Below are 14,943 nucleotides of genomic sequence, written 5' to 3'. Positions count from 1 at the left end.
CGGCACGAAGGTGGCTGTACCTTGCGGTCAGTATGGTGCCATCACGACAAAAGTCGCTATACCACGCTCCGAGAGCGCGCTACCACCGAACATCGCACTTATCCGCAAGAGGAGCACTGCATGATCCGTTCGTCCATCTCGCGCAGGCAATTCTCGGCGATCGCCGCCGGCGCCGCGGCCGGCATGGCCATACCCGCCTTCATTCCGCGGCTCGGCGAAGCCGCCGACGTTCTCAAGATCGGTCAAATCGAAGAGTTGACCGGAACCTACGCGGCCGAAGCGCAGAGCGAGGTCCGCGGCGCGGCCATCGCCGTCGACTGGTGGAACGCCAAAGGTGGCGTCATGGGCCGCAAAGTCGAAGTCACCGTCGAGGACAACCAGAACAATCCGGGCGTGAGCGTCGAGAAGGCGCGTCAACTGGTCAACGAGACGAAGGTCGCGGCGCTGATGGGAACCCTCAACAGCGCGGCGTCACTCTCGACCAGCGGCGCCGCCGCGTCGATGGGCGTGATGTTCATCGTCTCCGGCGGCCACGCGGATCAGATCACCGGCTCCGACTGCCACTGGACGACGTTCCAGACCTGTCATCCCACCTGGGCGCTCACGCACGCGACCGGCTTCTCGATCGCGAAGCTGTTCGGCAAGAAGTGGTATCTCATCACGCCCGACTACGCGTTCGGCCACGCGCTCGCGGCCGGATATCAGGACGTCATCAAACGCGTCGGCGGCGAGATCGTCGCCAACGACCTCACGCCGCTGGGAACGACCGACTTCAGCCCGTATCTGACCAAGGTCGAAGCCGCGAAGCCGTCGTGCCTGCTGGTGCTCGTGCAGGGCAACGATTGGGTCAACTGCCTCAAGCAAGCCTCGCAGTACGGCCTGCTCAACAAGATCCCGGTCGCCGGCCCGTACGCGGAGATGGAAGCCGTGCTGGCCGTGCCGCCCAACGTGCGCGTCGGCTACTGGGGCACGGAGTGGTACTACAAAGGCGACGAAGTGCTCGGAAAGAACAACGCGCTCGCGAACAAGTTCGTAGCGGAGTACAAGCAGCGGCACAAGATGCCCCCGACGCCGCGCGGCTGCTTCGGGTACGTCGCGATGGACCGGCTCCTGTGGTCGATCAACGAAGCCAAGTCCACCGATCCCGTCAAGTGCACGAAGACGCTGGCCGGCAACGACTTCGAGAGCCTGTGGATCGGCAAGTCACAGTATCGTCCCGAGGATCACGCGCTGCTGTGGCCGATGTGGTTCGGCAAGCTCAACCCCAACGGCACGCCGGGCGATCCGTTCGACCTCTTCCACATCATCGACCGCCAGGAGCCGGCCGGCATCTACCTGAGCGGCGCCGACGCCTCGAAGGCCTGCCACCTCAACTATCCCTCCTGACATCACCGCGCGAACCGAGGTCGGCTCCGCCCAGCGGCGCCGGCCTCGCCGCGCTCCCGCGGAGCACACGCGTTTGATCCAGCACATCGCTCCCGAGCTGTTCAACGGACTGGTCCTGGGCGCGTTCTACGCGATCGTGGCGATCGGTCTTTCGCTCATCATGAACCTGACCGGCACGATCAACATGGCGCACGGGAGCTTCATGACGCTGGCCGGATACTTCGGATTCGCATTCATCGAGCACGGCACGTCGTTCTGGTTCGCGCTGATCGCGGCACCCTTGCTCACCGTCGTCGTCGGCATCCTGGTCGAGCGGACGTTGATCCGCCCGCTCTACAAACGCGAGCCGTTCTACAGCTTGCTGCTGACCTTCGGGCTCTCGCTGATCGCGGAGGAGGCCTATCGGCTCATCTTCGGCGCCAACGGGGTGCCCGTCTCGCCGCCGTCCTCGCTGCAGGGCGGCGTGCAGCTTTCGTTCATGACCTTCCCCTCCTTCCGCTTGTTCATCGCCGCCGTGCTGCTGATCGCGATCGTCGCGCTGGCGCTGTTCCTCACCCGTACGCGGTTCGGGCTGCGACTGCGCGCCGCGCTCCAGGACACCGAGATGATCGCCGCGCTGGGGACCAACACGCAGATCCTCTATATGGTCAACTTCGCGCTGGGGATCTTCTTGGCGGGGATCGCCGGCGTGCTGGCGTCGGGGATGCTGGGCCTGGATCCGACCAGCGGCAACGCGCTGCTCATGCCGGCCTTCGTCGCCGTGATCATCGGCGGGATGGGCAGCATCTTCGGCAGCATCGTGGGCGGCCTGCTGATCGGCTTGGCGATCTCGATCACGACGCTCTACATTCCGGCCGCCAGCGAGGTGTCGATGTACATCCTCATGGCGCTGGTGCTGATGATCCGCCCGCGCGGCTTGTTCGGCGAAGAGGGAGTGTTCGGGTGAGAGCTCGCCGCAGCCTCATCACCCTTGCCGTCATCGCGGTGCTGCTCGCGCTTGCGCCGCTGGTCGCGCCGTTGATCGGCCTGGACATCTCGATCGTCTCCGAGGTGCTGCTCGACGCGTTCGCCGCGATGAGCGTGAACCTGCTGCTCGGGTACACCGGGCTGCCGGCCTTCGGGAACGCCGCGTTCTTCGGGCTGGGCGCGTACGGTGCGGCGCTCTCGGTGAAATACCTCAACGTGGGCTTCGGCGAGGCGGTCGTGATCGGCACCCTCGTCGCTCTCCTCGGCGGCCTGCTCATCGGGCCGTTTTTGTTGCGGCGCCGCGGCATCTACTTCGGTCTGTTGGCGATCGCGTTCGGCCAGGTCTTCTACTTCGTCGCCTACCGGTTCACCGATTTCACCGGCGGCGAGGACGGCATGACCGTCATTCGGCCGCCGCTCGGCTTGGTCGGCCACCACGTCATGCTGCACGCCCAGGGTTTCTACTATCTCGATTTGGTGTTGTTCGTGTTGCTCGTGCTGGCGTTTCTCGCGCTCGCGGAGTCACCGTTCGGCCACGTCCTGGTGGCGATCCGCCAGAACGAAACGCGCGTGCGCTACCTGGGCTTGGACAGCGATCGCTTCATCTTCGTCGCGTTGCTGATCGCCTCGGGGATGGCGGGGCTGGGCGGCGCGCTCTACGCGATGCTCATCAACTTCGCCTACCCGCTGCTGCTCGACTGGCACCTCTCGGGCGACTTCGTCTTGATGACGGTGCTGGGCGGTGCCGGCACGGTGTTCGGACCGCTGGTCGGCGCGGTGATCTACGTGATCGGCAAAGACCTCGTCTCGAACATCACCCCGGCCTGGCAGATCATCATCGGCGGCGTGTTCGTCGTCTGCGTCCTGCTCTTCCCGCGCGGCATCCTGGGCACGCTGGAGGGACTGCGCCGCCGGGGCCGGGTGGTCGACGCGATCGCCGACCCCAACGCCGACTTCGACGCGCACGCGCGCCTGGTAGGAGATCCGAATGGCTGACGCCGTGATGCTCGAAGCGACCGGGATCACCAAGATCTTCGGCGGCCTGCGCGCCGTCGACGACGTCTCGATCACGGTGCGCGCGGGCGCGATCCACGCCGTCATCGGACCCAACGGTGCCGGCAAGACGACGTTCTTCAACGCGATCTCCGGTTACAATCCGCCCGACGCCGGAAGGGTGACGTTCCAGGGTCGTGACGTCACGCGGCTGCGGGGCTTCCGGCGCGTGGCCTCGGGGATGGGGCGCACGTTCCAAACCCCGAGCATCTTTCCCGAATTGACCGTCGAGGAGAACCTGCGCTTGGGCGTGCGGGCGCGAGCGAAGCAGGCCTTTCGCTTGCGGCCCCCGACCGGCGAGGCGGCGCGACGCGTCGAGCAGCGGGTCGACGAGCTGCTGGGCTTCGTCAATCTCGGCAAGGTCCGCGCTCGTCCGGTGGCCGAGCTCTCGCACGGCTCGCAGCGCCTGTGCGAGATCGCGATGTCGCTCTCGACCGACCCGGTCTTCGTCTTGATGGACGAGCCGATGGCGGGCTTGGCGCAGGCGGAGACCGAGCGCATCATGCACGTGATTCGCGATCTGCACGCACGCCTCGGCCTCACGCTGCTGTTCGTCGAGCACAACATGCGCGTCGTCCTCTCGCTCTCGCACCGCGTCACGGTGATGAACCGCGGGCGCGTGCTGGCGGAAGGCACCCCACAAGAGATCGCCGGGAACGCCGCGGTCCGCGAGGCGTACCTGGGGACGGAGATCATCGAAGATGTCTGAACCGTTGCTCGCGGTCGAAAAGCTGTGCACCAACTACGGCAAGATCCGCATCTTACGGGACGTCTCGCTCACCGTTGGTGAAGGCGAGCTGGTCGCGCTGCTCGGGCTCAACGGCGCCGGCAAGACGACGACGATGCGCAGCATCCTGGGGCTCACGCCGCCGGCGTCCGGCTCGGTCCGCTTCGACGGCACCGAGATCGCCGGGCTCCCGCCCTACCGGATCGCGCGGCTGGGCGTCGGCTACGTGCCCGAGGGACGGCGCATGTTCGGCGGCCTGACGACGCTCGAGAACCTGCAGCTGGCCGAGAACGGGCGCACCGGCGCGTGGTCGATCGAGCGCGTCTTCGAGCATCTCCCCAAACTGGCCGAGCTGCGCGCCCGCCGCGCCGGCAAGCTCTCGGGCGGCGAGCAAGAGATGCTCGCGATCGGTCGCGCGCTGGTCGCGAACCCGCGCCTGCTGTTGGTCGACGAGCCCTCGCAGGGGCTCGCGCCGCTGATCGTCGAGGACGTCTACGCGATCCTGGCGGAGCTCAAGCGCACCGGCGTCTCGATCTTGCTGGTCGAGCAGAACGCCCTGCTCGCGCTCAAATTCGCGTCGCGGGCGTACGTGCTCGACAGCGGGCACCTGGTGTACGACGGCCCCGCCGCCGAGCTGGCGCGCGACCACGCGCGCATCCGGGAGCTGATGGGTCTCGACGCCGCCGCGTCGTGACCGTTCGCGCGCGCGCCGAAACGCTGCTCGCCGAGATCGCCGCGCGCGACGGGCAGCTGCGCTGCTACGTCGCCGTCGATCGCGCTGCCGTCCTGCGCGAGGCCGACCGGCTCGACGCCGTGCCGCCGCACGCGCGCGGACCGCTGCACGGCGCGGCACTGGCGGTCAAGGACCTCATCGACGTCGCCGGACTGCCGACCCGCGCCGGTTCGTCGTTCTTCCGCCGCGACCCCGACGTCGACGCGCCGGTCGTCCGCCGACTGCGCGACGCCGGCGCGCTCGTCGTCGGCAAGACCGCCACCCATGAGTTCGCCTGGGGCGTCACCACCGAGAACCCGCACTTCGGCCGCACGGCCAACCCGCTCGATCCGGCGCGCATCGCGGGCGGCTCGAGCGGCGGCTCCGGCGCCGCGCTGGCGGCCGGGCTGGCCGACCTCGCGCTCGGAACCGACACGCTCGGCTCGATCCGCATTCCCGCCGCGCTGTGCGGCCTGTACGGCATCCGGCCCGCCACCGGGACGTTTCCGCTCGACGGCATCGTCCCGCTCGCGCTCGGGCTCGACACGGTCGGGCCGATGGCCCGGGACTTGGCGATGGTGCGGCGCGCGTACGTGGTGCTCGCCGGCGCCGACATCCCGGCGACCGCCGCGACCCGCGTGTGCCGGCTGCGCGGCGGCGGCTGGGACGCGCTCGCCCCGGCCACGCATGCGGCGCTCGACGCGCTCGTCGAACGCCTTCGCGCGCGGGGCGTGCGGGTCGACACGGTCGACTGGTGGGACGACGCGCTCGCGCGAGCGGTGGCCGTCGTGCAGATGCACGCCGCGGCCCGGTTCCACGCGCCGCTGATCGCCGCGCACCGCGACGCGTACGGCGCCGACGTGCGCGAGCGGGTCGAGCGCGCGTTGACCGTGGACGACGCCGCCCTGGCCGCCGCGCGTGCGACGATCGACGCGTCGCTGGCGTCATGGCGCGCCGCGACCGCGGGCTACGCCTGCGCGCTGGCGCCGATCGCGCGCGACGAAGCGCCGCTCGCGCCCGCGCCGCCGGCGTTCCGCGACGAGACGATCCCGCTGGTGACGCCCGCCTCGGCGTTCGCGCTGCCCGCGCTCGCGATTCCGATCGGCACCGGCGCGCACGGCCTGCCGCTCGGCGCGCAGATCATCGGCCTCGACGGCATGCCGGGCGCCGCGTTCGCGCTCGCCGAGCGCGCTTAGCGCCGATCGCCCGCGACGAACGCCGTCAGCGTCGCGATCTCCGTTCCCGCGCCCGTGCGATCCGCGGCCAGCCGCCGGCAGAGCGCCGCCAACCCCGCGTAGATCGCACGGCCGGCGGCGTCGTCGCCCAGGAACGCGGCGATCTCTTCCATCTCCGGCGCCCAGCGGTACGCCTTCGGAACCATGTCCGGCAACGCGCGGTCGAGGCGCGCGAGGACGTCGGGACGGTGCTCTGCCAGCGCGCCGCGGAGCGACTCGGCCGCGCCGGCCCGCGTCGCGCCCAGGATCATCGCGGCGGCCAGCAGCGTGATGCCCTTGTTGATGCCGGCGAACGACATCTTGAGCGCCGAGGCGGCGCCGACCGGAGCGTCCATGACGCGGAGCGTCAGCCCGCGATCGGCGAGCGGTGCGAGCGCCGGCGCGGGCTCACCCGAGAGGTATACCGTGGGATCGCCGTTCGGCCCGGGCGGCAGACCGATGATCGCGCCGTCGACGAAGGGCGCGCCGGTCGGCGCGATGATCGTGGCGATGCGGTGCACGGTGTCGACGTCGACCGCGTTGCAGTCGGCGTAGATCGCCTTGCGCGCGGCCCGCGCGAGCGGCGCGGCGAATCGCTGCGCCAGCGCGACCGCGTCCGCCGGCGGCACGATCGAGAGGATCGCGTCGGCGGACGCGATCGCGTCGTCGTCGGCGTCGATCATCCCCGCCGCCTCGGCGCGGCGACGCGTCGCCTCGCTGCGGCCCGCGAGCGAGGTCAACACCGAGACGCCGTGCTCGGTCAGGCGCCCGGCGATGGCGCTCCCCATCGCGCCCGGGCCGATCACCGCGACCCTCGAGATCATCCGTCGGCCTCCTCGCCAGGCACTCCGCAGCGCGAGAGCATACCGTCCCCCATGTGACCTTGGAGTCGATCGTCGAGGCGCTGGATGCGGCACTCGCCAGCCAGCCGCGGTCCGTCAGCCTGCTGTTCGACCGGGCGAAGCTGCTCACGGCGCTCGGACGCGACGTCGACGCCGAGCCGGCCTTCCACGCGGTGCTGGCCGTCGACGCGCACCACTTCCGCGCCCTCAACGACCTGGCGCTGCTCTATCACCGCCACGGCTACGTTCGCGAGGCCGAGGCCTGCTTGCGCGCCGCGACCGAAGCCGATCCGGCCAGCGTGATCGCGGCGACGAACTTGGCCGCGGTGCTGCTGGAACGGCGCGACCTGATCGCCGCGCAGCGCGAGTTCGAGCGGGCGCTGCAGCTGCGCCCCGACCACGCGCCGGCCTTGCGCGGGCTGCGCGAGGTGCTGCAACGGCTCGAGCGCGACGCTTCGCACGTCCCCGTCCCCGCCGAACCCGCGCCGGCGGCCGCGGCGCCCGCGACGCCCGAGGCGGCCGCCGATCCGTTCGTCGAGCTGGTCTACGACATCGGCGCCAACGCGATACTGCGCGGCGACCTCGACGCGGCCGACGTCTTTCTCGAGACCGTGCTGCGCGACGAGCCCGACCGCGCGCTGCTGGTCCTGCGCCGGCTGGCGACGTTCGCGAGCGCGCAGCACGACGAGCGCGCCGCGCTGCGCCTGCTCGAGCGTGCGCTCGCGCTGGCGCCCGGCGACGGCGAGCTGCTGTTCGCGCTGGCCGCCGCGCACGAGGAGCTCGGCGACGAGCAGGCCGCCGCGGCGGCGTGGAGCAGCGAGCAGCTGCGCGGCACCGTCCGTATCTTCGCCTACACCGGCTCCGGCGAGGCGGTGCGCCTGCTGACGATCGCCTCCGCGCTGCACGCGATCCGCTACGATCTCTTCGTCGACCCGAGCCGCATCGCGAACACGGTCCTCTATACGCAAGCGTACGCCGACGGCCAGCCGCTGCCGGACCACGACGTCGTCCTCGTCGCCGTCGGCGACGTCGAGTCCGATGCGCGCGCCCTCGCGGTGGCGCGGCGCATCATCGCGCGAACGGCGGCCCCGATCCTCAACCATCCGGACGACGTCGCGCGGACCAGCCGCCTCGAACAGGCCGGGCGGCTGGCGACGATCGCCGGGGTGCGCACCGCGCACGTTGCGGCTGCGACGCGCACGCAGCTGGCGGGGCCGGACGGCGTCGCGACCGTCGCCGCGCTGGGCTTCGCGTTCCCGCTCCTCTTGCGCAGCCCCGGCTACCACAACGGCCAGTTCTTCGAGCGCGTCGCGGGTCCCGACGAGCTCGCCGAGCGCGCGGCCGCGATGCCCGGCGAGGACCGGCTGGTGCTCTCGTACGAGGACACGCGCGGCGCCGACGGTGCGTTCCGCAAGCTGCGCATGATGGCGATCGACGGCACGCTGTATCCCGTCCACCTCGCCGTTTCGCGGGACTGGAAGGTGCACTACGTCTCCTCGGCCATGCGCGACGTCGCCGCGTTCCGCGCCGAGGAGGCGCGCTTCCTCGACGACCCGGCTGCCTTCCTCGGCGAGCGCGCGCTGACGGCGCTCGGTCAAGTCGCCGCGACGATGCGGCTCGACTACGGCGGCATCGACTTCACCCTCGACGCGCACGGCGACGTCGTCGTCTTCGAGGCGAACGGCGCGATGGGCATCTTCGCACCCGACGACGATCCGCGCTGGGACTACCGCCGCGCCGCCATCGCCCGTGCCCGCGCCGCCGTCGTCACGATGATCGAACGCCGCGCCCGCACCGGCCCACTCACCAGCTGAAACACACCGCGATAAGAACGAAGCCCACCCGATCGTTCTCGATCGGACGGGCTTCTGCATGGCTCCCGGAGTTGGACTCGAACCAACGACCCGCTGATTAACAGTCAGCTGCTCTACCAACTGAGCTATCCGGGACCGACCGACCCCGATTCGCGGACGGTGAACGCGTTCCCGCTCCCGTCGGCCAGGATTCCGTGAAGCCCGCGCGGTAGACCGAGCCTACCATGCTTTAACAGGTTCCCCCGCCGGCCGTTGGCGCCGCGGGGTTCGTGCACCAAACCTTCCTTCCTCGCACGACCTGGGAACCTCGTATGGACACCGTCTCCGCTCGCCCGGCGAGCGTCTTTCGATCATCGGCGTTCGCCCGCTTCTACGCCGGCCAAGCGCTCAGCTATCTGGGCGACGGCCTGCGCACGATCGCCATTCCGCTGCTGGTCTTCCGGCTGACCGGCTCGGCCGTCGCAGTCGGTGCGACCTGGGGGCTCGAGCTGCTGCCGTACGCGGTCGTCAGCTTGCTCGCCGGGTCGCTCGCCGACCGGGTCGACCGCCGCCGGCTGATGATCGCCTGCGACGCGCTGCGCTTCGTGGTCATGGCCGGCTTCTGCGTCGCGTTCCTCACCGGCCGGCTGAGCATTCCGCTCATCTACGGCGGCGTGTTCGTGCTGGCCATCGGCGGTTCGATCTTCCTAGGCTCGCAAGCGCCGTCGATTCCGTATCTGCTGGGCAAGGATCGCGCCAAAGCGGCGGTCGCGGCGATGGGCGCGACCGAGCAGACCGTCAACCTGATCGCGCCGCCGCTCGGCGGCGCGCTGCTCGGTGTGGTCGGACCGTTGCCGCTGCTCATCACCAACGCGCTCACCTATCTGGCCTCGCAAGCCGCGGTCGCATCGGTACGCACCTTCGGCCCGGACACGCCGCGCGGCTTGCCGCAGCTGCGCGAGATCGCGGCCGACGTCGCCGCCGGCTGGCGGTTTCTCTGCTCCGACCCGACGATGCTGCGGCTGTCCTTCTTCAGCCTGGCGGCGAACACGGTCGGCACGATCGGCTTCGTGTCGCTGATCCCGTATCTCAAGCGCGCCTTCGAGACCGGCGATCACGTCGTCGGCATCATCTTCGGCTGCTTCTCGGCGGGCGCGGCGCTGGGCGCGTTGATCGCCGGCCGCACGCACTGGCCGGTCGGGCTCGGCCTGGTCGTCGCGAACCTCGGCGACGGCCTGGGCTGGCTGCCGCTGCCCTTCACGCACGCGCTGCCGGTGGTCGTCGCCGGGGTGACGTTCTCCAGCGTCTGCGCCGGCTATTACGTCACCGCGATGGTGTCGTGGCGCATGCGCGTCATCCCCGAGGAGCTGGTCGGGCGCGTCTTCGGCGTCGCGCGCTTCTTGGTGCTCGGCGGCATCTTGCCGGCGTCGCTGCTCGGCGGCTGGCTCTCGGATCACATCGGCGTGCGCGCGACGGTCGGGATCTCCGCCTACGGCTACCTGGTGACGACCGTGATCTTCGCGTGCTCGCGGGTCGTACGCTCGGAACGGCGCTGAACGCATTCGCCATTCGTGCCAAGTCGAGGCCGATGCTCACAGATTTTGCACAACGTTAATGTTGCTCTGGGAGATTAAGGTTCGCAGATCGGTCACCCGACTGCATCTGTTCCCCCTCTCCCGAGGAACTGACTTTTGAAGACCCGAGCGTTTCTTTTTGCGACGTTCGTCGCAACCGGGTTCGTTTCGACGTGCGTCGCACCGACCGCCGTGCTGGCCCAGAGCGCTGGCAGCATCAGCGGAACCGTGACCGACGGCGCCGGACAGGCACTCGGCAACGCCCGCATCCGCCTGAGCGGCCCCGTCTCGACGGAGGCCGTCACCAAGCCGGACGGCACGTATTCCGTCAGCGTCCCGCCCGGCATCTACAGCGTCACCATCTCCGCGAGCGGCTTTCAGTCGACCCGCCAAGACAACATCGCCATCGTCCCGGGTCAAACGGTCTCGCTCAAGACGTCGCTCGCGAACGCGTCGCTGACCACGATCGGGCACACCTCGACCAGCGCGACGGCGGTCAGCAGCGCGCCCGTGCTGCAGCAGAGCGTCAACGCGAGCGCACTGCTCAACCAAGGTCAGGACCAGGTCGTCAACGTGCTCGACCAGATCCCCGGCGTCGAGATCCTGCGCGTCGGCGGTGGCTCGAACGAGCCCGGCTCGAACGCGTCGATCTCGCTCCGCGGCGCGGAGCCCTACGAATCACAGATCCTCATCGACGGCCACCCCGTCAACACCGCCGGCAATGGTACCTTCGGCTTCAACACCGCGTTCATCAACTCGCTCCTGATCAGCAACATCGAGGTCAGCGAAGGTCCCGGCAGCATGACGAACACGGTCGAAGACGCGGTCGGCGGCACGCTGAACTTCCGTACCGCGCCGATCACGGCGAAGCCGACCAGCGCGTTCCAGACCGGCTACGACTCGTTCGACACCTTCACGTACGCGTTGCGCTTCTCCGACACGATCGGCAAGGTCGGGTTCCTGGTCGGCGCCGCGCGCGAGACCACGCCCGGCTTCTTGACCCCGCAGTACCTGTGGGGCGCCGACAACTACTACAACCCGGTCGGCATTCCGGTCTACCCGAATCCCCGCGACGTGTTCGGACCGGGCGCGTCGTACGACGGCGTGCTCAACTTCCGCTACCCCGCCACATCCGACTTCAGCAGCGACTCGCAGCTCGTCAAGCTCTCGTACAGCTTCTCGCCGGTGACGTCGATGCAGTTCAGCAGCTACTCGACCCAGACGTGGCTCGACGAGACCGGCAACAACGAGGGCAGCATCAACGCCCTCATCGTGCCGTGCATCTACACCGGCGCCACGCCGAGCGCGACCTGCCCGGCGGGCGGCACGGCCGGCAACTACAACTACACGGCAAACCCGTTCCTGGGCTACGTGGGCACGCACCAGCTGATCAACTACTACGCGGCGTACCCGAACACGTACGAGTTCGACAACGAGCCGCTCTACACGGGTGAGTTCCGCACGGTGATCGGGCCGGGCTCGCTGCTGGCGCGGTACTACGCCGGCAGCGTCTCGCGCACCGTCACGCAGAACGAGGCGCCCTACGCGATCTCGCCCTGCTACACGCCGACCTGCCAGTGGGTCGTCACCGACACGCCGCCGCTCCCCGGCAAGGCCAGCAGCTACGACGACAACGGCTACCCGGGCGAGCCGTACATCGAGCCGACGACCGACACGCTGCACGGCTTCGACGCGCAGTACACGCTGCCGATCGGGGCGAACACCATCACGGTCGGTTTCGACCGCCACGTCGACAAGTCGCTGTTCATCAACGGCGTCTACGCCGTCGGGTATTGGCCCTACGACACGACCCCGAGCGACTACTATACGCTCGAGTCCGGCACCGACACGTACTTCACGGTCGCGAGCACGTCCGAGAGCGTGCGCGGCTCGTTCCAGCTGCTGCCGGACCTGCAGCTCGACGCCGGCGCCTATTTCTCGAACACGAGCTACGTCGGTTCGCGGTTCGATCCCCGTGCCGGCTTGACGTTCCGGCCGAACGCGAACACGAGCGTGCGCGCGTCGTGGGGGAGCGCCTACGTCGCTCCCTACTACGGACTGGTCACCGGCACGACCGAGAAGATCACCGGCGGCTCACTCATCGTCCCGACGACGACCTTCAACCCCGAGACGTCGACCGGCTGGGACATCGGCGGCGACTACAAGTACGGTCGCGACAGTCTGGTATCGCTCGACCTCTACGACTCGACGATCTACAACCGCTACGCACAGATCGTCGAACCGGTCTCCGGCACGTTCGACGGCAAGCCGTATTCGTCGGAAACGATCAACTCTTCGCAAGGCGACGGCCGCCAAGCGGGCGTCGAGCTCTCGCTGGTGCATCAACCGCGCGTCGGCTTCGGCTACCGCGCGATGGTCGATCTGCTGCGCGACTACTCCTACAACCAAGTCCCCTCGAAGTCGGGAACGCTGTTCTTCGAGCTGCCGGCCGACGGCGTCCAGCTGCCGGGCTATCCCGACAGCAAGATGCGCGGCGATCTCTTCTACACGTTCCCCAGCGGCAGCTCGGTTCGCTTCAGCAGCACGACCTACGGGGCGAACAACGCCTTCGGTCAGCCGGGCTTCACCGAGTTCGACGCCGCGCTCAAGTTCCCGACGCGAGCGTTCGACATCACCCTGGGCGCGCGCAACCTGTTCGACAAGGACGGCAACCAGGTCGGCGGCATCTACTACGGCGGTTACACGTCCGAGGCGCTGGGCGGCGGTGTCGGGCCGACCAACCTCGAGTACGTCCAGCCGCGCACGGTCTACCTCGAGCTCAGCCGCCAGACCGGCTTCTGATCTCGATCTCCTCGAAGCTGCTCGCTGCCGGGTGCGTCGTGGTCGCACCCGGCGGCGTGTCGGCCGGGCGCAGCAGCCGCACCGTCTGCATCCCGGCGCCGCGCGCGGCGTCGAGCTCGGCGTCGACGTCGCTCAGGAACACGATCTCACCCGCCGGCAGCCCGATCGCGCGCGCGATCGTCGCGTAGGACGCCGCCTCGCGTTTGGGGCCGCTCGTCGTGTCGAAGTTGCCGCTGAAGAGCGAGCGCAGATCGCCGGCCGGCGTGTGGCCGAACAGCGTGCGCTGTGCCGCGATCGACCCCGACGAGTACACGTACAAGCGCAGTCCCGCCGCATGCCAGCGGCGCAGCCCGGCGACCGCGTCGGGATAGACGTGCGCGGGGATCTCGTTGCGGCGGTAGCCCTGGGCCCAGATCAGCCCTTGCAGCGCCTTGAGCGCGGTGGACTTGCGGTCTTCGGCGATCCACCGGTGCAAGTACGCCAGCACGGTCGCATCGTCGACGTCGGGCTCCTCATCGGCCTCACGGGCCGCGTCGCGCATCGCCGCGGCGACGTCGGGCTCTTCACGATGGGCGGCGACGAACGCGTCCAGCCGCGCGTCGGCGTACGGAAAGAGGACCTCGTGCACGAAGGCGATCGTGCTGGTGGTCCCCTCGATGTCGGTCAGTACCGCGCGCGCGGTCAGCGCGACCGGCACGTTACTCGTAGAGCGGGAAGCGCCGGGCGATGGGGTCGCCGGTGAACTGCGCGACCCACCCGGACGCGTCGGTGAACAGCCGGATCGCGGTGAACTCCGGATCGGGGCCCATGTCGAACCAGTGCGTCGTCCCGGCGGGGACCGAGATCAGATCGCCGCGGGTGCAGATCATCTGGTGCACGCGACCGCCGATGCGCAAGTAGAACGCGCCGCTGCCCTCGACGAAGAAGCGGACTTCGTCCTCGCTGTGGGTGTGCTCGTCGAGGAACTTCTCGCGCATGGGCGCGGTGTTCGGCGCCCCCTTCGCCAGCCGGATCACGTCGGCTGCCTCGTACCCGCACTCCGCGCGCAAGCGTGCGACGTCGTCCGCGTACGCCGCCAGCACGTCCGCCGGCGTCGCGTCCGACGCGATCGCCGCGTCGGCCGCCCAGCGCTCGAAACGCACGCCGACGCCGTTGAGCGTCCGGGTGATCTCGGCACGGTCGGTCGTGTCGAGCAGCATGCGCGCGGGGTCGGCGTCGTCGTAGACGCGCAAGGTCGAGGTCAACACGGCGTTCATCGCAGTCTCCGTTCTTCGAGGTGGCAGGCCAACAGGAACTCGAGTCCCTCGACGCGGCGGCGCGCCTGCGCGGCGTCCGCGCCCCACGCGTACAAGCCGTGACCGGCCAGGAGATAGCCCGGGACGGCGGGTTCGTCGCCGAGCTGCGACTCGATCCGTGCCGCCAGCGCCTCGGTGTCCTGGTCGTTGGCGAACACCGGGATGTCGACGACGCTCTCGTGCGTGCGCAGCCCCAGCGCCTTGTGCATCTCGTAGCCCTCGGTGCGCACGAACCCGCGCGCGGCGTCGAGCTTGGAGAGCACGGTCGCCGCCAGCGAGTGCACGTGGAAGATCGCGCCGAGCCGCAGGTCGCGGCGATAGCGCGCCAAGTGCAGCGGCGTCTCCGCCGACATGCCGGGCGGCACCGGCTCGTCGAGCGCCAGCGTGGCGACGTCGATCCGGCGAATCGTGCCTTTGTCAACCCCGCTGCGGGTCACGACGGCGTGGAAGGCGTCCAGACGGCACGAAAAATTGCCGCCGGTGGCGGGCACCCAGCCGCGCGAGGCGGCGAAGCGCCCGAACGCCGCGATCTCTTCGACCACCGCCGGCGGCGGTGCCGGCAGCACCGTGATCACCCCA

At 69.5% G+C, this 14,943-nt stretch carries 13 protein-coding genes and 1 tRNA gene; 9 read left to right on the top strand and 5 right to left on the bottom strand.

Annotated elements, in window-relative coordinates:
- The first annotated feature begins 120 nt into the window (after window positions 1-120).
- The 6 genes from VMD91_04140 (at window position 121) to VMD91_04115 (ending at window position 6,040) form a co-directional block, all read left to right on the top strand.
- Window positions 121-1,386, top strand: a complete 1,266-nt coding sequence (locus tag VMD91_04140; GenBank protein HTW83246.1) for an ABC transporter substrate-binding protein — start codon at window positions 121-123, stop codon at window positions 1,384-1,386.
- 73 nt (window positions 1,387-1,459) lie between these two features.
- The gene (locus VMD91_04135; protein ID HTW83245.1) at window positions 1,460-2,332 is read left to right on the top strand and encodes a branched-chain amino acid ABC transporter permease; all 873 of its coding nucleotides are present in this window, start codon (window positions 1,460-1,462) and stop codon (window positions 2,330-2,332) included.
- Window positions 2,329-3,348, top strand: a complete 1,020-nt coding sequence (locus VMD91_04130) for a branched-chain amino acid ABC transporter permease (protein ID HTW83244.1) — start codon at window positions 2,329-2,331, stop codon at window positions 3,346-3,348. The genes VMD91_04135 and VMD91_04130 overlap by 4 nt, the downstream gene beginning before the upstream one ends.
- Window positions 3,341-4,114, top strand: coding sequence for an ABC transporter ATP-binding protein (locus tag VMD91_04125; GenBank protein ID HTW83243.1), 774 nt, complete (start codon window positions 3,341-3,343; stop codon window positions 4,112-4,114). The genes VMD91_04130 and VMD91_04125 overlap by 8 nt, the downstream gene beginning before the upstream one ends.
- A complete protein-coding gene (locus VMD91_04120) occupies window positions 4,107-4,826 on the top strand; it encodes an ABC transporter ATP-binding protein (GenBank protein ID HTW83242.1) in 720 nt (239 codons plus the stop codon). Before VMD91_04125 ends, VMD91_04120 begins: the two co-directional genes overlap by 8 nt.
- Window positions 4,823-6,040, top strand: coding sequence for an amidase (locus tag VMD91_04115; GenBank protein ID HTW83241.1), 1,218 nt, complete (start codon window positions 4,823-4,825; stop codon window positions 6,038-6,040). The genes VMD91_04120 and VMD91_04115 overlap by 4 nt, the downstream gene beginning before the upstream one ends.
- Here the strand turns inward: VMD91_04115 and VMD91_04110 are convergent.
- A complete protein-coding gene (locus VMD91_04110; GenBank protein ID HTW83240.1) occupies window positions 6,037-6,882 on the bottom strand; it encodes a DUF1932 domain-containing protein in 846 nt (281 codons plus the stop codon). The genes VMD91_04115 and VMD91_04110 overlap by 4 nt on opposite strands.
- A 53-nt stretch (window positions 6,883-6,935) precedes the next feature.
- On the opposite strand from VMD91_04110, the gene VMD91_04105 reads away from it, so the two are divergent.
- Window positions 6,936-8,714 (top strand): hypothetical protein, encoded by a 1,779-nt coding sequence (locus tag VMD91_04105; protein ID HTW83239.1) that lies wholly within the window; start codon window positions 6,936-6,938, stop codon window positions 8,712-8,714.
- Between the two features lie 59 nt (window positions 8,715-8,773).
- Here VMD91_04105 and VMD91_04100 read toward each other — a convergent pair.
- Window positions 8,774-8,849, bottom strand: a tRNA-Asn gene (locus VMD91_04100).
- A gap of 176 nt (window positions 8,850-9,025) precedes the next feature.
- Here VMD91_04100 and VMD91_04095 point away from each other — a divergent pair.
- Window positions 9,026-10,249 carry an MFS transporter gene (locus VMD91_04095; protein ID HTW83238.1) on the top strand — a complete coding sequence of 408 codons (1,224 nt, stop codon included), beginning with the start codon at window positions 9,026-9,028 and terminating at the stop codon, window positions 10,247-10,249.
- A gap of 135 nt (window positions 10,250-10,384) precedes the next feature.
- Window positions 10,385-13,069: a TonB-dependent receptor gene (locus VMD91_04090; GenBank protein ID HTW83237.1), complete on the top strand. Its 2,685-nt coding sequence runs from the start codon at window positions 10,385-10,387 to the stop codon at window positions 13,067-13,069.
- Here the strand turns inward: VMD91_04090 and mtnC are convergent.
- Genes mtnC through mtnB form a run of 3 tightly spaced genes read right to left on the bottom strand, consistent with a single transcriptional unit; the run spans window position 13,047 to window position 14,939 of the window.
- Window positions 13,047-13,766, bottom strand: coding sequence for an acireductone synthase (mtnC, locus tag VMD91_04085; protein HTW83236.1), 720 nt, complete (start codon window positions 13,764-13,766; stop codon window positions 13,047-13,049). The genes VMD91_04090 and mtnC overlap by 23 nt on opposite strands.
- Window position 13,767: 1 nt before the next feature.
- Window positions 13,768-14,325: a cupin domain-containing protein gene (locus VMD91_04080; GenBank protein HTW83235.1), complete on the bottom strand. Its 558-nt coding sequence runs from the start codon at window positions 14,323-14,325 to the stop codon at window positions 13,768-13,770.
- Entirely contained in the window at window positions 14,322-14,939 is a 618-nt protein-coding gene (gene mtnB / locus VMD91_04075; GenBank protein ID HTW83234.1) for a methylthioribulose 1-phosphate dehydratase, read from the bottom strand. The genes VMD91_04080 and mtnB overlap by 4 nt, the downstream gene beginning before the upstream one ends.
- Between the last annotated feature and the right edge of the window lie 4 nt (window positions 14,940-14,943).

Source organism: Candidatus Sulfotelmatobacter sp., assembly GCA_035504415.1.
Taxonomy (GTDB): Bacteria; Vulcanimicrobiota; Vulcanimicrobiia; order Vulcanimicrobiales; family Vulcanimicrobiaceae; genus Vulcanimicrobium.
This window is presented reverse-complemented; position numbering and strand designations above follow the sequence as displayed.

Bases quoted from the DNA above. Each gene is read 5' to 3' on its own strand.
- VMD91_04140 (HTW83246.1), top strand. From the start codon at position 121: ATGATCCGTTCGTCCATCTCGCGCAGGCAATTCTCGGCGATCGCCGCC.
- VMD91_04125 (HTW83243.1), top strand. From the start codon at position 3,341: ATGGCTGACGCCGTGATGCTCGAAGCGACCGGGATCACCAAGATCTTC.
- VMD91_04120 (HTW83242.1), top strand. From the start codon at position 4,107: ATGTCTGAACCGTTGCTCGCGGTCGAAAAGCTGTGCACCAACTACGGC.
- VMD91_04110 (HTW83240.1), bottom strand. From the start codon at position 6,882: ATGATCTCGAGGGTCGCGGTGATCGGCCCGGGCGCGATGGGGAGCGCC.
- VMD91_04095 (HTW83238.1), top strand. From the start codon at position 9,026: ATGGACACCGTCTCCGCTCGCCCGGCGAGCGTCTTTCGATCATCGGCG.
- VMD91_04080 (HTW83235.1), bottom strand. From the start codon at position 14,325: ATGAACGCCGTGTTGACCTCGACCTTGCGCGTCTACGACGACGCCGAC.